Source organism: Amycolatopsis plumensis (assembly GCF_042652605.1).
GTDB lineage: Bacteria > Actinomycetota > Actinomycetes > Mycobacteriales > Pseudonocardiaceae > Amycolatopsis > Amycolatopsis plumensis.
The window spans coordinates 8,756,483-8,774,744 of the sequence record NZ_JBHSJY010000001.1 but is presented as its reverse complement, the minus strand read 5'-3'; the positions used below and the strand labels follow the sequence as shown (position 1 = coordinate 8,774,744).

Below are 18,262 nucleotides of genomic sequence, written 5' to 3'. Positions count from 1 at the left end.
GGAGCGGCCGATGCTGATCGACGAGCAGATCGAACTCCTCCGGGACTTGTTGGAGCCGGGCGCCCCGGTGTTCGAGCCGGCCGCGGAAACCGAGTCCGCGGCACTGTGGCAGACCGTGCGCGCGATCGACCGCGGCACGGCTCCGCCGCCGCTCGCCCACCGGCTCGAGGCGGCCCACGTCCTACTCGGGCGGTTCCACCACCTGCGGTACCGGCTTCGCCGAGAGCCCGTGGACCTGGCGAAAGCCGTAGTGTGCCTGGAGTTCGTCGCCGGCGACCACCGGCACGTGCCACCGGACCTGGAAGCCCTGATCGGCCGGTTCACCGACCCGCACGAGCAGGCACGGGCCGGTACCGACCTGCTCGCGGCGTCCCTGGCGAATCCAGACGAGGCGTTGCTGGACGCGGGCATCCAGCTCATCACTCCGTCCGCGCCAGGCCGGCCGGACCTGTTGTCCCTGCTGTGCCTCGCGCACCGCCGCCGTTACGAACGGTCCGGCTCGAGCGACGACCTCGAGCGGGCCATCGAGACCGGTGAGCAGGCCGTGGAACTCGCGCCGGACGCCGAAACCCGCGACCGCCTGGCCGAGGCCTATCGCTGCCGCTACGCACTGCACGCCGACCTCCAGGACCTGCAGCGCGTGATCGACCTGCTCGAACAGGTGGAACCCGCGGACGAGCAGGCGTCGGCGAAGCTGGCCACCGCCTACCGGCTCCGCTACGACCGGACCGGCGAGCCCGAGGCGCTGGACCGAGCGGTGGCCCACGCCGAGCGGGCCGCGGACCCCGTCGAACTGAGCGTCACGCTGCTGCGCCGCTTCCGCCGGGACAGCTCTCTGCCGGACCTGGTGCGCGCGGCCGCGCTGGCCGCCGGCGAGCCCAAGGTGGCCACCGAGCACGCAGCCGAGATCGCTGCGGTGTTCCTGGCGAAGCACGAGTACGGCGGCGAGCGGGCTGACCTCGAGCATGCGGTGCGTATCGGTGACCAGGCCCTGGCCGCGATCCCGGACGACGACCCCGGCCGGCCGGAACTGCTGCGCATGGCCGCGGTGGCCCGGCATCGCCGCTACCTGACTGAAGGGTCCGAACCGGACTTGGAGCGCGCGACCACGCTGGCCCGGTGGGCCTACGAAGGCTTCCCTGCCCACCAGCCCGGCCGGGCCGAAGCGGCGGTGACGCTCGCCGCGATCCTCCTGACCTGGCACGCCCGCAGCGGGGTGCGCGCCGAACTGGACCGCGCGGTGGAGCTGACCGAGCCACTCGTGACCGACGGCTGCCCGCCGGAGTGGACGGCGACGCTCAGCCGCGCCTGTCAGACCCGCTACCTGGTGACGTCGGCCCGGCCGGACCTGGACCGCGCAATCGAGCTCGGGGAATGCGCGGTGGCCGCGACTGCGGCCACCGACGTGTCCCGCCCCGCCCGCCTCGCCGACCTGGCCGCGGCCTACCGCACCCGCAACGGTTCCGGCGCGGACCCGGCCGACCTGAGCCGGGCGGTCGAACTGAGCGCCCAGGCCGTCGACGGAACGCCGGAAGACCACGTCGACCTGCTGTGGCGCCGGTCGGCGCTCGCGGAGGCCCGGCTCGACCGGTACCGGGTGGAGCGGGACGCCGCCGACCTCGACGCGGCCGTGGAGCTGAGCGAACGCGCCTGGCGGCAGGCGGGCTCGAACGGCACTGAGCACCCCGGAGGGATGCGGCTGGCCGCCGTCTTCGCCGGTGCCCTGCTCGCCCACGTGGAAAACGGTGGGCAGCTCGAGCCGGAGCTGCTTGAGGGACTCGTGCGGGATGTCACCGGGTCGCGCGCGGCGTCCCTGGTCGACCAGGTGGCTGCCCGGCACGCGGTGGGTGACCTCGCGCTGGCCGCCGGGCAGGCGGGCATCGCGGCGCCGGTCCTGGACTCGGCGATCGCCCTGTTGCCGTCCTTGCCGCCCCGGGAGGCCGGCTGGGCGGACCGGCAACAGCGGGTCGGCGACAGGATCGGCCTGGTCGAAGCGGCGGTGTCGGCGCACTGCGCGATCGGCGACCCGGCGGGGGCGATGGAGACGGCTGAACTGGGCCGCGGGGTGCTGCTGGCCGCCGAGGCGAACACCCGCGTCGACCTCGCCGACCTGGCCAAACGGCAGCCGCGGGTGGCCGACCGGTTCGAGTGGGTGTGCGAGCGGCTCAACACCCCCGGCTTCCCGGCCGACGAGCGGAAGCGCTGGTGGTCGGACTACGACAATCTCCTCGGCGAAATCCGCGCCTTGCCGGGCTTCGAGGAGTTCCTCGCCGCACCGCGGGAGTCCGACCTGCGGCCGGAGACGGGCACGACAGTGCTCATCAACGCGGACCGGCACGGCGGCAACGCGGTCCTCGTCCGCGCCGACGCCGACCCCAGCATGGTCGCGCTGACCGGCCTGCGCGACGGAGACGCCCGGGTGGCGGCGCTGCTGGACGCGTTCGCGGACGAGTCGCGGGCCCGCCGGTTGCGCCGCCGCCGCGTCGTGCCGGAGACGCTGAAGTGGTTATGGGACGCCGTCGTCGAACCCGTAGTGCACGCGTTGCCCCCGTCCGACAGGCCGCATCGGGTGTGGTGGGTACCGACCGCTGCACTCGGCCTCTTGCCCCTGCACGCCGCGGGCCACCCGGGACAACCCGGAGCCCTCGACGCACTGGTGTCGTCGTACGTCCCGTCGCTGCGCGGATTGCGCGACGCCCGCAAGCGACCCCCGGCCCAGGCCCGCCGCGGGCTCGTCGTGGCGATGCGGCACACACCGGGCCACCCGGACTTGGCAGGCGCGGCGGCCGAAGCGGAGTCCCTGCCCGGAATCCCGCTGCGCGACGCCGACGCGGTCACCGACGAGGTGCTCACCGCCTTGACGAAGTCAACGTGGGCCCATTTCGCGTGCCACGCGGTCACCGACCCGATCTCCCCGGCCGAAGGTGGCTTGATCCTCCACGACGGGATCCTGAAGTTGCCGAAGATCGGCGGCCTGCGTCTGGAAGAGGCGGAACTGGCATACCTGTCAGCGTGCGCGACCGCCAACCACGGCGTCCGCCACGCCGACGAAGTGCTGCACCTGGCATCGGCGTTCCAGCTCGCCGGATTCCGGCACGTCGTGGCCACCCTCTGGCCCCTCGCAGACGAGATCGCCATGAAAGCGGCCCAGGCGTTCTACGACGGCCTGCCGGACACCCCGGTCGCCGACAACGCGGCCACGATCCTGTACCGGGTGACCCGCGAGCTGCGCGCGGAACACCCGGACCGCCCAGACCTCTGGGCCGCCCTCGTCCACAGCGGCCCCTGAGCGGCCGGTAACGCGTCTTTCGTCGGGACCAGCATGTGCTTGTGCTCCTGTGGTTCGAGTCCGGCCCTCCTGGCGTTCTTGGCTGGTGTCGAGTTGCAACAAGGGCAAGGGCGGGAAATGTCACCGCTGGAGCCTGCTCGTCGAGGCTGAAGATAACGTCGTGGACGGGTGGCAGTCGTCATCATCCGCTTCCCATCGACACCTCGCTGAGGAAGTAACCGATGTGACCCGTCCGTTCATGGCCCGGACTCCCGGCGCCTGATGCCGGCGGGTAAGGTGGGCGAGTGCTCTGATTCTTCTGTATAATGTCCTATGTGGCGAGCCCTAATGAAATTAAGTTCCCTCAAATCAATTTCGATCAAAGATTCCAAGAATAACAACATAAGGAACGCGTCGCCCTTTTCGAGCTCACGATTCGCCGACAGGTAGCGTTCGGGTCCCCTCCGCTTGAATGCCGGAATGAGGTGAGCCGGAGCTGAGTTGAGCCGAACTCGGCGGGGAGTGCTGAGGGGCTGGTCAAGCTAAGTCGTCCAAGGGATGTCTCGTGACCCGGTGTTGGGCTGGCCAGTTCGGTAGTTGATCACGTTGGCATGGTTGACGTGATCGCAGCGTCGCCGCGTGGATTGCCCCGTTCACCGGTCTGGACCGAAACAGTCTTTGCCTGATATGCACGGCGTCACTTGCGACCATCGTGCGGTTCACCTAGTACAGCCCGGTGGAGGCGAGCCCTGTGCTTTCGGTCCGATCCGGTACTGTGGCCCTGTGTGGCACGATTGTCCGGTTCGGCGCTGCGCCGGGCACGGTTCTCACCGGCGGGCGGCAGGCCGAGGTGAAATCGGGGCAGTGGACCTGGCCGTTGCGGACTCCTGCCCCTGATGAGTGGTGCACATGAGCCCCGACCCGATCGAAGTTCTACGACGTCGGCTGCTGCGCTTCCGCTGCACCGAAGACGCGGACGCCGTCATCGACCCGGCGGCGCTGGCCGAGGCCGACGAGGTCGAAGCCGCGATATCGGGTCTCCGACGACGCGATAGTCCGGAGCGTATTTTCGACGGAGTCGTCGTCATGGCGAACCTGTACCACTTCCGGGGTCGTTTGCTCGGCGAGCGATCGTCCGAGGGCGACCGGCGCTTCGCGTTCGGGCTGTTCAGCATCGTGCACGAAGTCTTGCCGGACACGGTCCCCGAAGCTCTTGGCAACATCTATGCCCCGCCTCGGCGGGGCGCGCTACCCCTCGATGCCGTCGTTGACTCGAAGAACGAAGAAGCGTGCAAGCTCCTCGAGATCGTGCGGTCGGAAGGCACCGTAGCTCTGGCTGAGCAAGCCATATACGGCTTGCGGGGGCTCGTCGAGCTGACCGACCGGCACTCCGATATGCAGGCCATGGTCATGGCCAATTTGGCGCGGGCGCTGCTGTTGCGGTTCGAACTGGGTGCGCCGAAAAGCGTGCTGGACGAGTTTCTGATGGTCAGCAGGGCGGTCGTGGCCAGAACGCCGCGAGGTGACTCTTCCTGGCTAGGACGGGCATCAGACCTCGGCGTGGCCCTTATCCGTGCGTACGAGCTCACCGGCGAGGGTGCATTGCTCCGGCAGGCGATAGCGGTGTTCCGAGAGGCCGTGGACGACGCTGCTGCGGACGGTCCCGATCTGGCGGTGTGCCTGGTGCACTTCAGCGATGCGCTGAACCTGGCCTTCGACCTCGAGGGAAGGGCCGAGCACCTGGAATCGGCGATCGAGGTCGGTCGCCGGGCGGTTGAGGCCACGGCCGGCCGCCGCGACGACTACGCCCTAGCGCTTTCGAACCTCGGTAACGCGCTCGGCAAGCGAGCGGACCGGTTCGACGACGCCGAGTCGCTTGTCGAAGCGATCAGCCTGCAGCGTCGGGCCGCTGAGATCACCCCCGAGGGGCATGCGCGTCGCCCCTTGTACCTGGCCAATCTGGGTTCCGACCTGCAGCGGAAGTACTTTCGCTCCGGGGACCTGGCGACCTTGGAAGAGGCTCTGAGCGCGCTCCGGGCGGCGGTGGCGGCGACCCCGGCAGGGCACCACCAGCGACCACAGCGGTTGAGCAGTCTCGGCACGGCCCTGCGCATCAAGCACGACAGCGTGGGCGCCACGGGGGCACTCGACGAAGCAATCGAAATCCTGGGTGCTGCCGTGGAAACGACGAGGCCTGACGACGTCTACCGGCACTCCCGGTTGCGGGCATACGGCGCCGCTCTTCTCGGGCGTTCGCAGTCGGCCACTGACCCGGACGATCTCGACCGGGCGATCGAAATCTTCCGGACCGCTACCACCATCGGAACCGACGACAGCGGCGCAAAAATAGGCATCTCCCAGCTGGCCAATGCCCTCCGCGAGCGGTACCGCAAGACCGGTGACGGATCCGATCTGGAGGAGGCGATCTCACTGCACCGGCAGGCTGTCGAGACCGAGGACGCCCACGGCGTCATGGCCGGATTTCACTGGAGCAGCTTGGCAGAGGCCCTCGTCGACGAATACCGGGCCACCGGGGACCCGACGACGCTGGACGAAGCGATCGGCGCCTACCGGACCGCGCTTGACAACTCTCCCGGCGAACGAGTCGAGCGGGCGACACACCTATACGACCTGGGGCGTCTGTTGTGGACCCGGGCGCGGGTGACCGGCGACCGGGCCACGGCTGCAGCGGCACTGGGGTCACTCCGTGACGCGGTGGCGGTGGAGACCGCACCGGCGTGGACGCGGGTGCTGGCTGCGGAGTTGTGGGGGCAGGCCGCCGCACGAGCCGGGCACCTTTCGGAGGCGCTCGACGGATACGCCGCCGCGGTCGAACTGATCGACACGTTGGTGTGGCGCGGTCTTGGCCGAGCTGACCAGGAACGGCAACTCGCGCGTGTGGCCGGTCTCGCGCGCAACGCGGCAGCGTTCGCCATCGCCTGCGGCCGGCCCGAACGCGCGGTCGAGTTGCTTGAACACGGCCGAGGTGTGTTGCTGGCCCGCACGCTCGATGCCCGTACCGCCTATGACGATTTGCGTCTTCACCTGCCCGAACTGGCCGATGAGCTGGCCGACGTGTTGGACGCACTGCAACATGGCTCCTTTGCCCCCGGTGCCAGCGAGGACGTGGCCGACCGTGACGACGGACGGTCGAAACTCGCGGTCCGCCGGGACGAGCTGCTGGCGCAGATCCGCCGATCGAACGGATTCCAGGACTTCATGCGCCCGGCCCGGTTCGAGTCGTTCCTGCCCGCGGCCTCTGGCGGCCCGGTGATCGTCGTCAACACGAGCGACTACCGGTCCGACGCCCTGATCGTCACCGCACTCGGTGTCCGAGCAGTGCCGCTGCCGAAACTCACCGAGACGAAAGCGGATGCCGAGGTCACTCGATTCACCAAGGCCATCAACGCCCTGCACAGCTCCTCGGCTACGTTGACAGCGGTACTCGCTGCGCGCGGCACGATCACCGACGTCCTCGGCTGGCTCTGGGACGCGATCGCCGCACCCGTCCTCGACGCTCTCGGCGACCACCACGACGGCGGCCGTGTCTGGTGGTGTCCCACCGGACTGCTCACCCTGCTGCCGTTGCACGCCGCAGCGCGGGGAACGGCGCCCGGTGTGCTGGATCGAGTAATCTCCTCCTACACGCCCACCTTGCGTGCTCTCATCCACGCGCGGCAACGAACCGCCGAACCGGCGCCGAACCGCCTGCTGACCGTGTGCGTCTCCGTTACGCCCGACCACCCGGAACTACCCGGCGCCGCCGCCGAGGTCGCAGCGATCGCCGCGCACACCGAAACCACCCAGCTCGCCGATGGCAACGCTAACGTGCCGACCGTGCTGGAGCAGCTCGGCCGACACTCCTGGGCGCACTTCGCCTGCCACGGAGTCCAAGACCTGGACAACCCGTCCCGTGGGCGCCTCGTGCTACACGACCGCCCCTTGATGATCCGAGAGATCACGACCATGCACCTGCGCAGCGCCGAGTTCGCCTTCATGTCCGCGTGTGACACCGCGCGTGCCGGAACCCACCTGGCGGACGAAGCCATCACCGTCGTCGGCGCGATGCAACTGGCCGGCTACCGGCACGTGGTGGGGACGCTATGGTCGATCCAGGACGCCGTCGCCACCAAGGCCGCAACCCGGCTGTACAAGGGGATGCCCCGGCCGGGTCAGCCCGCGGCGGCGGCGGCCGCCGCACTACACGACACTGTGCGTTCGCTGCGCGAACTGTTCCCCAGCCAGCCGGCCTTGTGGGCCGCCTACGTTCATCTCGGCCCGTAGTCGCGCGCGACGACCCGCGCGAGAGGAACGGAAGCCCGTCTTGGTTGAGCTGGCGCCTGCAGGGAAACCGGCTCAGTGCGGTATCTCAGTTGCCGCAGCTGCTCGCGCGGCACACCGAGATCGCGCAGGTGCCGGCGACTGTCGCGCCGAGGTAGGCCGAGCGCGGTGATGGCGATATCGGCCCGTGCCTACTGCGGTCCCACGTTCCCGCTGGGCGGCTGCGGATCGCCACGAGGGAACCATGTTGAAGCTAGGCAACGGAGAGAGCGGTCGTTGGACCTCGGCAAGGAGCCGAATGCGCCTAGACGTCGCCGTCAGACCCGGGTGGCGACGATGACTACGTAGGTCCGGGAGGTCGTATTGCTTGCTGCTTCCGTGCCTGACTAAGAGCGGGCGAAGGCGCGCAGGACGCGCGGCTCGCGGATAAGGATCCGGCGCCGACCGGTCTCGATGATCCCACGCTCCCGCAGGACGCGCAGGGCGCGCGCGACCGTGCGTCGGGCGGCGCCGACCTGCCCGGCGATGTCCTCCTGCGACAGCGCGGCCTCGATGACCACGCCCTCCGGGACGCGCCGGCCGTGTTCCTCAGCCAGTCGGACCAGCCGCACGGCTACGCGGCGGCTCACGTCGAACGCCGCGGAATCAATACGTGCTGACTCGGCAGCACGCAGCCGCACGGCGACAGTCTTGATCGTCGCGATGGCGATGGCGGGCCGGGCCTGCAGAACGTCGACGAACTCCGCCCCGGTCAGCTGGAAGACGGTACAGGGCTCGATCGCCCGCACCGACGCCGACCGGGGCAGCCCGGTGACTGCCGCGAGGTCACCCAGCACCTCACCGGGGCCGCGCAGCCCGAAGAGCACCTCACGTCCGTCCTCGACGATCGTGGAGACGCGTACCCAGCCGGAAACCAGCACGTGGACGTGGTTGGACGGATCACCCTCCATGACCACGACGTCGTTCGCCCGGAACCGGCGGCGCGTGCCCCGGGCGAGCAGGTACTCGCGATCGGCTTCGGCGAGGTAGGCCAGGAACGCCCCATGGTCTGGCCTGGTGGCAGTCGCCACCGCGCTTGTCTCCTGAGCCGAATCTCCGTAGTGCACGCGCTCGGGCTCCCTTCGGCGAGGAACGGCCGCCGAGCCCTGCGAACGCTCTACCGCTGGCTCGCTGACTCGCGATGCTGCTGCCCGGCCCTTCACCCGCTTGAGCATGGCCTCGACGTCCGTGCGGGCGCTCAGCTCGCGGCCTAGCTCGGCGTCGGCCTGCCGCAGGATTGCCTCCGCTTCGGCGTGCTCGTTGTCAGTCACGACAGACCTCCTTCCGACCTCAGCTTTTTGGCAACGTCGGCGAGGCCGTAACGTCTGTGCGAGCGGACGGTCGCCTCGCTGATCCTCAGCTCCGCGGCTATCTCCTGATCGTCGAGGCCTCCCAGCCAGGCAGACAGCACCGCCCGCCGTCTGGGTGACAGCCCGGACAAAAGCTGAGTGATCCTCGCTTTCGACTCCTGCTGGATGATCGGATCTTCATCGTAGTGCCGAAACGCTGGATTCTGGCGCTCGATGTCGTCAGGCATGACAGCGAACTGCCGCTTGGTGATGGTCAAGGCGTGACCCCGTGCGGTTGCCCGGATCCAACCTCTCGGGTTCTCGATCTCTGCCCAGCGTACGTATAGGGTCAGCATGGCTTCCTCTACCGCTTCCGTCGCGCTGTCCGGGCTGAAACCGCATCGAACGAGGTGCTGGACCTCTGCGAGCACGTGCGTACGGAAGAACGCGTCGAACGCCTCGTCATGTGACACCGCAGGTCCCACCTCCCCGTCCTCGTCCACTACTCAGTCCACCATCGAGAGTCGCCTCGTTACGGAATCTCCGATCACAGTCCGAACTCAGCGTCGCCGGGTGTATGCAACGACGAGCGCCAAGACGACAAGAACGCCCGCGGCGATGGCGACCACCGCAACCGACTGGGTCGTGACATAGAGGCTGGTCAGCCCCGCGATGACCGCGTTGCAGACGATGACGAAGGCGCTGTTGCTGTCCCCGGGGCCTGGGGCCTGCGGAGTGCGGTCTCCGCCGTTCAATTCGAGGCTCATGGAGTGCTAGATGCGAAAACGCGAGTTCTGTGCAATCGCGCGGTGCGCCTGCTGGACCCACTGGGGTGCTGGCTGACCCGATCCCGGTGCGCAGGCGGATCACCCATCGCGAGGGCCTGCAGGACCGGCCGGCGGCGCTCGCAGGCCGAAACCATCCGGGAGGCAGCCGGCGCCTCACCGCCTGCGAGAGGGAATGGCATGCCCAGCAGAAAACTCCAGCGAAGGTCACGCTGCTGCGGGCTGTCGCCGAGGACCGCGTCGACCGGCGCGTGCGCGTACTACGCCACGATCAACGGATGCTGGCAGTTGACCGAACGGGTCCGCACACTGGACGAAGCCGGGGTAGCCAACTCGTTCGGAGTGGCGATCAAGCATGGGAAGCCATGTCGTCGCCGGACGAGCGGGTCCCCGACAAGCACCAGGTCACCCCTCGCGACTGCGGGGCAACACGCCCTCGCCACGGTGCGGACCTGACCAGCACGTTCAGCCCTCATTGCCCCTTTCGCGCGTGTCCCTGGCCCCTCGAGAGGACGCGCCGCCGATCGCCGGCGTCGAGCTGCGGTTCGAGCAGCAACGAACCCGGCCGGTGAAGAGCCTGCGCCACAACGCGGACGTGCCCCGTCGCCCCCTGCTGGGAACCGGAACCGCCACGGAGCCACCCCGCACGAGCCCGGAGGTCGCGGCTAATCGTGCCCGAGAGGTGCGGTGGGTCAGGTGCGGATTTCGGCGATGACCGCGTCCGTGTTCTGACGGTTCATCCGTGCGACTGCCGATAGCTCGGCCGCTACAGTTCTGCTGTGAGCACATCTAATAATCACCACGTGCGGCAAGGACCGGACCTTAATTGGCTGGCCGACATCGTACTGAATGTCTACGGCAGGCCGAACGAAGTGCTGCTGCGGGTGACCCCGGCCTATGCCGACGAGTTGTGTGCGCTACTCGAAGCTGAAGGTCTTCGTGCGTACCCCGCGCTCGAACATTCGGTGGTCAACGGCCCCATGCTGGAGATCCTGTCGGTGCCGGCCGCCGGGGCTGTGGCGTGGGCCGTGCGGGACGTCGTACTGGCGTTCATGGCCGGGAACAAGGACAAGGAATTCACCGTCGTCACCCCGAACTACATGGTCACGGTCAAGGGGACTTCCGGAACGGAAGCTGTGCGCACCGTCGAGGCAATGACGGATAAATTGGAACGGCTGCAGCAGGCGATCGAGGCGGAGTGTGCAAAAGTGACGAACTACCACGGCCCAGTGTTCAACGGAGACATGATCGGTGCGCAGGTGGCGTGGGGACACGAGGCGGTCACGCAGAACCAGCAGAACGCCAGCCGCACCGTAGCCCCCGGCTATGAGGCGCTCGCCAAGCTGGTCACCGACCTGCTGCAACAGTTTCCGCAGGTCGGGCTGGCAGAGGCCGAGCTTCGCGATGCCGAAGAAGCAGGGAATGAGGTGCTGGTGGAGATCACTGGCACCAAAGCACCCGAACCGGGGCGCCTGCGACGGGCCGTCAGGGGGTTGCGCGGCATCCTCGCGCCGATCGCCACCGGGGTGGTCGCGGGTACGGCTGCCGGTGCGCAGGACTGGGCAAAGGCCAGCATTGAAGCCCTGCACTCCATCACATTCTGACCCGTTTCCCAGGAATCCACGATGCCGAACACAAAACACGAACAGCACCGAGCCGCGGTGCTCCTGTACTTGACCGAGCCGGGCCAACGCGATGTGGACACCGTCCTCGCCACGCGAGGTTTCGACGTAGAACGCATCGCGAACTTCTCGATGAGCTTCAGCTCGACGGCCTGGCGAAAGTCAACTTTGATCTCGCCGACACCTCGAGCGCTACTGGGCTAGCGGCGAGCGACGATCTGGCCGTCGACGACCTCGATCCAGGCGCACACGTCTTCGGACAGCTGGTCGTACTGGGTGGCGGTGATCCCGCCGGGCGGCAACGCCTGCCGGGCTGGCATCGCCAGCGCTTGCGCCACCCCGGTCGACGTGAAGCTGCGAAATGCACCGGCGAGCTCGTCGGCCGTCATCCCGGCGGCCGCGCGTGCCCGTACCACGGCGACGGGCACGGGCGGCCAGCCGATGCCGGGCAGCCCGTCGAGCACGCTGGCGTTCACGACGATCTCGTCGAAGCTCACGCCGTGAGCCTAGGTGTGATGTCCAGGGACGTTGTCCCGAGTTGGGGTGACCACTGGCGGCCTGTCGTGCAGACAGGTGAAGGCCTCCGGTTGTGAAGTGGAGCTGTCTAGGAACCACACACCTGCCGGAGGCCTTCGTGTCCCACCCTAACGCCACCCTGACCCCACGCACCCGGCTACGGCTCGCCCGCCTGATCGTCGAGCAGGGCTGGACCCATGCCGAAGCAGCGAAGATGTTCATGGTCGCCGCCAAGACCGCCGCGAAGTGGGCCGAGCGCTACCGCGCCGAAGGTGTGGCCGGGATGAGGGATCGCAGCAGCCGCCCCCACCTCAGCCCCGCCCGCACCGCCGGCCCGGTGGTGCGGGCGATCGTGCGGCTGCGCTGGCGGCACAGGCTGGGCCCGGTCCAGATCGGCGGCCGGCTCGGCCTGCCCGCCTCCACCGTGCACGCGGTGCTGACCCGTTGCCGGATCAACCGCCTGTCCCGCATCGACCGGGTCACCGGCGAACCGCTGCGCCGCTACGAACACGACCACCCCGGGTCGCTGCTGCACGTCGATGTCACCAAGTTCGGCAACATCCCCGACGGCGGCGGGCACCGCTATGTCGGCCGGGCCCAAGGCCAGCGCAACAAACGCGCCACCCCAGGCCTGGCCCGCGGTGCGGACTACAAGCCCCGCACCGGGACCGCGTTCGTGCACATGGTCATCGACGACCATTCCCGCGTCGCCTACGCCGAAATCCACACCGACGAAACCGCGGTGATAGCCACCGCCGTGCTGCGCCGGGCAGTGGCCTGGTTTGCCAACCGGGGCGTCACCGTCGAACGAGTGCTCTCCGACAACGGCTCGGCTTACCGGTCCCACGCTTGGCGAGACACATGCGCCGAGCTGGGGATCATCCCGAAACGGACCCGGCCTTACCGGCCGCAGACCAACGGCAAGATCGAACGTTTCCACCGGACTCTGGCCGAGGGCTGGGCCTACGCCCGCTTCTACCCTTCCGAAGCTGCACGCCGAGCAGCACTACCGGGCTGGCTGCACTTCTACAATCATCATCGACCCCACAGCTCAACCGGCGGCAAACCACCGGTCATCCGGCTGACTAACCTCCCTGGACACCACACCTAGGGCTGGCCGTTTCTGTCGGTGCTGGTCGCTACCGTGCCCGGCGAGGTCTTTGTCAGCCTCAACGGACGCGGGCCGCTGCCCGAAGGGGCTGGACAGCGGCCCGCGTCCGGTCAAGGTCAGATGACGCCCATCTCGTGCAGCTTGGCCCACGCGTAGAACGCGCCGCCGCCGCCGAGAAGGAGCCAGCCGAGGTACCTCAGCACGGCGAAGGCGCGCGTCCCTTGCTCGGTTTCCTTGCCGAAGATCGAAACATAGCCAGCGCACGCCAACAGGATGATGAGCAGGCCGATCAGGGTGTACAGCAGTGCCGAAAGCACGGTCGCTCCACTCGCGCTGACCTATCTGCCGCTGGGCTCGGCTTCAGGTCAGGCGCTGGTGGTGTCGGTGCTCCTGGCGCGCTGCGCAAAGCGGAGTGTGATGGGTGAGGAAGCCCAGTTCCTCAATCATCACTGTGCGTAAAGGTAAAATCACAATTTACGCAGGTACACCGCAGAGTTCCGACTCCCGGCACGCTCAGTGACGATTTGAGGCATTTTTTCTTACTTTACTCGCCGGCCAAAGGGAATCCACCTACTCGGCGCCTCCCTTTTGGTGCCCACATAAGCTCTCGGGGCTGCCGCCGGGCGGCACCCCCGAGGCACCCCCGCGGCAGCCCCGAGACCCAACTGCTCGAGCAAGGGGGTGGCCGGTGAGCAGCATCTACGTCACGACCCGGAACATCCCGCTCGGCAAGCTGACGAAGTACCCGGGGAACGCCAAGTGCGATGACTTCGGGAAGATCTGAGAGTCGATCAAGCTACGGCCAGTACCGGGCGCTGGTCGTGCGCCAGGCCGACGACAGGCCCTCCGGTCGATCCCTGCCACGGCGAGCGCGCCAGGTCCCGGCCGGCCACAGCCTGCCGCCGAAGCCGGCCCGCCCGCCCCGGCCGCGGGCGGTGCCCGAGCCGCACACGTGCCCGAGGCCACGACGCCGGGTTCCGCGGGAGCTGATCGTGGTGCTGACCCTGATCAGCGCGGTGGGGATCACCGCCGCGATCATCGTCGGCCAGGTCTTCCACAGCACCTGCACTCGCGGCACCCGAAGGCAACGACGACAAGGCAGCAGCCGTTCGGCCGCGGTTCCCTTACCGATGATTACCCCCAGCCAGGCCGCACCGCCGCACAGCTCAGGCGAGCCAAGTCCAGCCTCTGTCAGCATGGATCAGAGCAGCTTGATCAGCAGCATCGACCAGCTCAAGATTCTTTGCGTTTCTTGTAGACGCGACACCGTGGTCCTCCGAGTCTTCTGCAGACAAGGCCAAGAGGGGATCACGAGAATGAGCGCCACTCCGCTACTCACCATCGCTGCTGTCTCGGCGCTCAGCATGCTCATGCGACAGGTGGTTGCCCTCTTGAGATACCGCGTACGCCGAGCCAGCATCGAACGGGTCATCTCCCGTGCAACACCTGGTAGCCGAATCATCGACCGTGACTCGGACGGCGCAGTAGTTGAGGTCACGGTCTGTGACACCGCCGCGGAAGACGCTCCCATGTACCCCGTTGGCCGACACGACCAGGGAACATGAAGCGTATGCGAGCGCCGGTGCTGTCTGCAGAGAGCTTCGAGACGTTCTACTGCTCGACTGCTCCCCGCGTTCTGCGCGCGGTTCAGCGCATAGCTGCCGGTGATCACCACATCGCTGAGGACGCGACGCAAGAGGCATATTGCCACCTGTGGAGACTCTGGTCGTGCAGGGAATCCGAGCCTCTCGACGACAACCGCAGGTACGTGGTAGGGATCGCTGCTCACAAAGTCATGGACGTGTACCGTCGCCAGCGCAGGCTCACGGAACTTGATGCCGAGCTTGCCGAGGCCGTGGAGGACAGCAGGATAGACGACGTTCTTGACGAACTCGTAGTGCTCAAGACCGTGCGAGAGCTCATCGCCAGGCAACCGCCCCAACGGCGCGCTGTGGCAGTGCTGTTCTTCCTCGAAGAACTAAACTATGACGAGATCACAGCTAACCTCGAGATCAGCAAGTCCACCGTTCGAACCCACGTGCAGCGCCTGCGTGCTGTCCTCAAACCGCAGCTTGTCCGGCTTAGCCAGGTCGACCAAGGAGGCGAGGGGCGATGACCGAGCCACACGACCCCATTCGCGATCTGGTACAGCGCGCCCATGAGCAAGACACTGATCGTGTCGAGTTCGACCCCCACGCTGGCCTGGCTGATCTTCAGCGTCGGCAACTTGTCGACCACGATCCCGCCCCACGGGGGGATCCTGGTCGCGGCGTGCATTCTTATGCGGCCGCGCACCACAAGACGATCATGGCCGTCGACATTGCCGGCTACAACGACCCCCGGCGGACGATGGCGCACCGGCTGGTCATCCACGACGGGTTCTGGAAGATCATGCGCACGGCGTTCGCGGACGCCGGCATCCCGTGGGACGCGCTCTTCAGGGAGAACACCGGCGACGGCGTGATGATCCACCTGCCGACGGAGGTAGCGAAGGCGGACCTGGTGGCCGAGCTGCCCGAACGGATGCTGGCCGAGCTGCGCCGCTACAACGAGGTCCACGCCGCCGAGGCGAACGTGCGGCTGCGGATGGCCCTCCACGCGGGCGAGGTGTATCAGGGCAGCCACGGAACGATCAGCGACGCGACCAGTCACGCGTTCCGGCTGCTCGACGCGCCCGAGGTCAAGGTCGCGTTGAAGGAGTCGAAAGCCGTGCTGGCGCTAGTCGTGTCGAACACGTTCTACCAGGACGTCGTCCGCGCGGACCCGGCCGCGGACACGCTCCCGTACCGCCGGATCCCCATTGAGAACAAGGAAACGAAGACCGAGGCCTGGCTGCGGCTGCTCGGCGCCGCGAACGACGTTCCAGTCTCCGTGTCTAACCGCGGGGACAGGGTTGCGTTCCCGGCGTTGATCGACGCGCTGCTCGCGGTCCCCTGCGTACGCAGTCCGGAAAGCCGCAAGTTGCTGCTGGAAATGTTCCCCCGAAGGGAAATCGCCGACATAGTGCCGTATCACGCCGAAGACCGCCTGCACGTGATCGCGCTTGCGCGAGCTTGCCTGCGGTTCGACGGCGGCCTCGTAGACCTCCTCAACACTGTCCGGGCCATCGAACCGGAATCCCCGCAGGTCATCGCCCTGGCTGCGACCATCGGCAAATGGGTGGAACTCCATGCGCCCCCAACCCGCGGGTCCGCGCCACCACGATTGCTCGGGTCGTCGGGGGCACCGCCCCCTACCGCGTAGTCGGGCGCGGACTCCGGCGCCATGGACCGCTTTCTCGCCCAGGCTTTGCAGCCGTCGGCGGCCGTGGGCGAGGTAGGTGTTACAGCTTGCTCACGCCAAGTGACTTCGACCGTCCGCCTCGTCGAAGTACTGCGGCCGGAGGCAAGGGCGCGCGGCCCCACTGGCGTACTCGCCGCGCATGAGAGAGCGGGTACGGTTCAAGCCCATCGAGGTGGCGAGAATGGTCGGCTGATCGGCGGTCATGGCTGTTCATGCTTCCGCAGCAGCACCGGTGTGGTGCGGCCCCGACCGTGGTAGTCCGGGCCGCACGGCGAGACCGCGTGGACGATGTCACCGTTCATGTGGGTGTCGGTTCCGTTCGGCAGGTTCGTCGATCTCCACGTGGCGGCTATGATGAATCTTGAGGTGCAGCCGCTTGGCTTCGTGCTCTCCCGGATGAAGCGTCGAGGTGGCCCGGAACGCCGTGAACAACCCGAGGATCCCGGCCAACAGCTTGATCGCCTCGTCACCGGACAGGCCGTCCGCCAGGTAGTCGATGCCGCACCCGACGACGGCCAGCTCAGCGAGCCCGCACCCGCCCGTTTCCTCGGCGGGAGCTCGTCCACTACCGGGCCGAGGGCGCGATGCGTGCGCGAGCGACACGCGACCGGAGGTGAGGACGCCATGATGACGCTGGCCGGACCAATAGCCCGGCGCAGCTCTTTGCGAGCGCGGGACAGCTTCTCGCCGACCGACTTCTCCTTGATGCCGAGGATGTGCGCGATCTCTGCGTGGCTGAGCCCCTGCGCGTCCAGGCGGACGATCTGTTGCTCCCGGGGTTGGAGGCTCTGGACTGCCTCGCTGGTCGCCAGCAGCTCGATCCGGGACTCGAGGCTCGTCTCCCGCGGCCGCGCATCCGCCGAGCGGAGGTGTTTCTGCCGGGTGATGGCCCGGCGCACCATCGAGACGTACTTATTGCGCGTGATCGTGTAGACCGTCTCCACGCGCTTGTCCTCCGCGATGGAGTCCCACTGCTTGAACATCTCCTGCATTGCCTCGGCCGCGGCGTCCTCCGCATCGTGGTAGCTGCGGCCCCGCGTCTGCGCGAACCGGCTCACCGCCGCGAAGTGCTCGTGGTAGAACGCCGTGAACTCCGCCTTGCGTCGCGATGCGAGGTCCGGGCAGCTGCGGCTCAACGTGGGCGCGAACCGGCTCACCGCCGCGATGTGCCGGTAGTAGAACGCCGTGAACTCCGACTCGGGTGGCGAGGCGGCGTCCGGGCAGCTGCGGCTCAACGTGGGCGCGAACCGGCTCACCGCCGCGATGTGCCGGTAGTAGAACGCCGCGGACTCCGACTCGGGTGGCGAGGCGGAGTCCGGGCGTGACTGCTCGTCGGTCACTGCGGGTCGTCGGGCCGCTGGTCGGGGATCCACGCGGACCAGCCGCTCTGGTCGACCTCGATCGACCCGCCCGTGCGGGTGAGCCGCTCGAGCGCCGAGGTGATCGTCGCCCGGCGGGACCTCTCCCGCATCACGTCCGCGACAACTGACTGGCCGCGCGCCGGCGTGGTGGACGCTTCGTCGTTCTCGTTCATCCTTAACTGCACCCTTCGGTGTAGGACGCCGCGCCCGGTGCTGCTGCGTTCATGGAGAAGTCGTTCGAGGCCCCCACCTCTTGATTAGTGACCTGGGTCACTTCCTGGCAGTGGGTGGCGGGGACGCCGGTGGACGACGGGAATCAGGCGGCGGCCCGTGCTGCTGCAGGCGGTCGGCGAGGGCCCGGCCGGCGCCGCGGTGGGCGTAGAGCAGTTCGTCCAGCTTCGCCGGCGCGGTGTGGTCGGCGGCGACCGCGGCGAAGGCCTCGCTGACCGCGGTCGGGCTGGTCGTGGAGATCTTGCGGACCGTCGCGACGAGGGTCTCGAAGCCGGTGGGCGTGCTGGTGTCGTCGGTGACGAACTCGTCGGCCAGGGCTCCGGGGGAGTCCCGGTGCAGCAGTGTCTCCATCGTCGCCTCCAGCTGCGCGGGCGGCGCGTCGGCGGGCAGAGTCCAGGTCACGGTGTCGACGCGCTGGGCGTTGTCCGACGGCGCCGGGTTCGCCGCCGCCGTCAGCCTGTTCATGGGGCGGATAAA

16 protein-coding genes are annotated in these 18,262 nt (G+C 68.1%); 7 read left to right on the top strand and 9 right to left on the bottom strand.

The window, feature by feature from the left end; genetic code table 11:
• The first annotated feature begins 10 nt into the window (after positions 1-10).
• Both ACFPLC_RS42105 and ACFPLC_RS42100 read left to right on the top strand, forming a co-directional pair.
• Positions 11-3,289, top strand: coding sequence for a CHAT domain-containing protein (locus ACFPLC_RS42105; RefSeq protein WP_378194446.1), 3,279 nt, complete (start codon positions 11-13; stop codon positions 3,287-3,289).
• Positions 3,290-4,177: 888 nt separating this feature from the next.
• On the top strand, positions 4,178-7,552 hold the full coding sequence (locus ACFPLC_RS42100; RefSeq protein WP_378194443.1) for a CHAT domain-containing protein: 3,375 nt from the start codon (positions 4,178-4,180) through the stop codon (positions 7,550-7,552).
• Positions 7,553-7,935: 383 nt separating this feature from the next.
• On the opposite strand, the gene ACFPLC_RS42095 is transcribed toward ACFPLC_RS42100, so the two are convergent.
• From ACFPLC_RS42095 to ACFPLC_RS42085, 3 genes are all read right to left on the bottom strand, one after another.
• A complete protein-coding gene (locus ACFPLC_RS42095) occupies positions 7,936-8,619 on the bottom strand; it encodes a Crp/Fnr family transcriptional regulator (protein WP_378236147.1) in 684 nt (227 codons plus the stop codon).
• Between the two features lie 236 nt (positions 8,620-8,855).
• The gene (locus ACFPLC_RS42090; protein ID WP_378194436.1) at positions 8,856-9,380 is read right to left on the bottom strand and encodes an RNA polymerase sigma factor; all 525 of its coding nucleotides are present in this window, start codon (positions 9,378-9,380) and stop codon (positions 8,856-8,858) included.
• A 57-nt stretch (positions 9,381-9,437) separates the two neighbouring features.
• Positions 9,438-9,644 carry a hypothetical protein gene (locus ACFPLC_RS42085; protein ID WP_378194433.1) on the bottom strand — a complete coding sequence of 69 codons (207 nt, stop codon included), beginning with the start codon at positions 9,642-9,644 and terminating at the stop codon, positions 9,438-9,440.
• A gap of 821 nt (positions 9,645-10,465) precedes the next feature.
• Here ACFPLC_RS42085 and ACFPLC_RS42080 point away from each other — a divergent pair.
• Positions 10,466-11,266 carry a hypothetical protein gene (locus ACFPLC_RS42080; protein WP_378236146.1) on the top strand — a complete coding sequence of 267 codons (801 nt, stop codon included), beginning with the start codon at positions 10,466-10,468 and terminating at the stop codon, positions 11,264-11,266.
• Positions 11,267-11,287: 21 nt separating this feature from the next.
• Positions 11,288-11,488 (top strand): hypothetical protein, encoded by a 201-nt coding sequence (locus tag ACFPLC_RS42075; protein ID WP_378236145.1) that lies wholly within the window; start codon positions 11,288-11,290, stop codon positions 11,486-11,488.
• Here the strand turns inward: ACFPLC_RS42075 and ACFPLC_RS42070 are convergent.
• Positions 11,485-11,781, bottom strand: a complete 297-nt coding sequence (locus tag ACFPLC_RS42070; protein WP_378194427.1) for a hypothetical protein — start codon at positions 11,779-11,781, stop codon at positions 11,485-11,487. The two genes, ACFPLC_RS42075 and ACFPLC_RS42070, sit on opposite strands and share 4 nt — an antisense overlap.
• A gap of 137 nt (positions 11,782-11,918) precedes the next feature.
• On the opposite strand from ACFPLC_RS42070, the gene ACFPLC_RS42065 reads away from it, so the two are divergent.
• Positions 11,919-12,911 carry an IS481 family transposase gene (locus tag ACFPLC_RS42065; RefSeq protein ID WP_378194424.1) on the top strand — a complete coding sequence of 331 codons (993 nt, stop codon included), beginning with the start codon at positions 11,919-11,921 and terminating at the stop codon, positions 12,909-12,911.
• A 116-nt stretch (positions 12,912-13,027) separates the two neighbouring features.
• On the opposite strand, the gene ACFPLC_RS42060 is transcribed toward ACFPLC_RS42065, so the two are convergent.
• The gene (locus ACFPLC_RS42060) at positions 13,028-13,228 is read right to left on the bottom strand and encodes a hypothetical protein (RefSeq protein ID WP_378194421.1); all 201 of its coding nucleotides are present in this window, start codon (positions 13,226-13,228) and stop codon (positions 13,028-13,030) included.
• Between the two features lie 479 nt (positions 13,229-13,707).
• Positions 13,708-14,109, bottom strand: a complete 402-nt coding sequence (locus ACFPLC_RS42055; RefSeq protein ID WP_378236144.1) for a hypothetical protein — start codon at positions 14,107-14,109, stop codon at positions 13,708-13,710.
• Positions 14,110-14,481: 372 nt separating this feature from the next.
• On the opposite strand from ACFPLC_RS42055, the gene ACFPLC_RS42050 reads away from it, so the two are divergent.
• The gene (locus ACFPLC_RS42050; RefSeq protein ID WP_378194415.1) at positions 14,482-15,027 is read left to right on the top strand and encodes an RNA polymerase sigma factor; all 546 of its coding nucleotides are present in this window, start codon (positions 14,482-14,484) and stop codon (positions 15,025-15,027) included.
• A gap of 155 nt (positions 15,028-15,182) precedes the next feature.
• On the top strand, positions 15,183-16,154 hold the full coding sequence (locus ACFPLC_RS42045; protein ID WP_378236143.1) for an effector-associated domain 2-containing protein: 972 nt from the start codon (positions 15,183-15,185) through the stop codon (positions 16,152-16,154).
• Between the two features lie 239 nt (positions 16,155-16,393).
• Here ACFPLC_RS42045 and ACFPLC_RS42040 read toward each other — a convergent pair whose 3' ends face one another.
• The 3 genes from ACFPLC_RS42040 to ACFPLC_RS42030 all read right to left on the bottom strand — a co-directional run bounded on the left by ACFPLC_RS42040 (position 16,394) and on the right by ACFPLC_RS42030 (position 18,250).
• Positions 16,394-17,533 (bottom strand): RNA polymerase sigma factor, encoded by a 1,140-nt coding sequence (locus ACFPLC_RS42040; protein ID WP_378194409.1) that lies wholly within the window; start codon positions 17,531-17,533, stop codon positions 16,394-16,396.
• Positions 17,530-17,727 carry a hypothetical protein gene (locus ACFPLC_RS42035; RefSeq protein ID WP_378194406.1) on the bottom strand — a complete coding sequence of 66 codons (198 nt, stop codon included), beginning with the start codon at positions 17,725-17,727 and terminating at the stop codon, positions 17,530-17,532. Before ACFPLC_RS42035 ends, ACFPLC_RS42040 begins: the two co-directional genes overlap by 4 nt.
• A 97-nt stretch (positions 17,728-17,824) precedes the next feature.
• Complete coding sequence (locus tag ACFPLC_RS42030) at positions 17,825-18,250, bottom strand: hypothetical protein (protein ID WP_378194403.1); 426 nt, start codon at positions 18,248-18,250, stop codon at positions 17,825-17,827.
• Positions 18,251-18,262 lie beyond the last annotated feature (12 nt).

What these genes read in the sequence shown, in the direction of transcription:
- ACFPLC_RS42105 (WP_378194446.1), top strand. Translation starts at nt 11, where the DNA reads ATGCTGATCGACGAGCAGATCGAACTCCTCCGGGACTTGTTGGAGCCG.
- ACFPLC_RS42100 (WP_378194443.1), top strand. Translation starts at nt 4,178, where the DNA reads ATGAGCCCCGACCCGATCGAAGTTCTACGACGTCGGCTGCTGCGCTTC.
- ACFPLC_RS42085 (WP_378194433.1), bottom strand. Translation starts at nt 9,644, where the DNA reads ATGAGCCTCGAATTGAACGGCGGAGACCGCACTCCGCAGGCCCCAGGC.
- ACFPLC_RS42075 (WP_378236145.1), top strand. Translation starts at nt 11,288, where the DNA reads ATGCCGAACACAAAACACGAACAGCACCGAGCCGCGGTGCTCCTGTAC.
- ACFPLC_RS42055 (WP_378236144.1), bottom strand. Translation starts at nt 14,109, where the DNA reads ATGCTGACAGAGGCTGGACTTGGCTCGCCTGAGCTGTGCGGCGGTGCG.
- ACFPLC_RS42050 (WP_378194415.1), top strand. Translation starts at nt 14,482, where the DNA reads ATGCGAGCGCCGGTGCTGTCTGCAGAGAGCTTCGAGACGTTCTACTGC.
- ACFPLC_RS42035 (WP_378194406.1), bottom strand. Translation starts at nt 17,727, where the DNA reads ATGAACGAGAACGACGAAGCGTCCACCACGCCGGCGCGCGGCCAGTCA.
- ACFPLC_RS42030 (WP_378194403.1), bottom strand. Translation starts at nt 18,250, where the DNA reads ATGAACAGGCTGACGGCGGCGGCGAACCCGGCGCCGTCGGACAACGCC.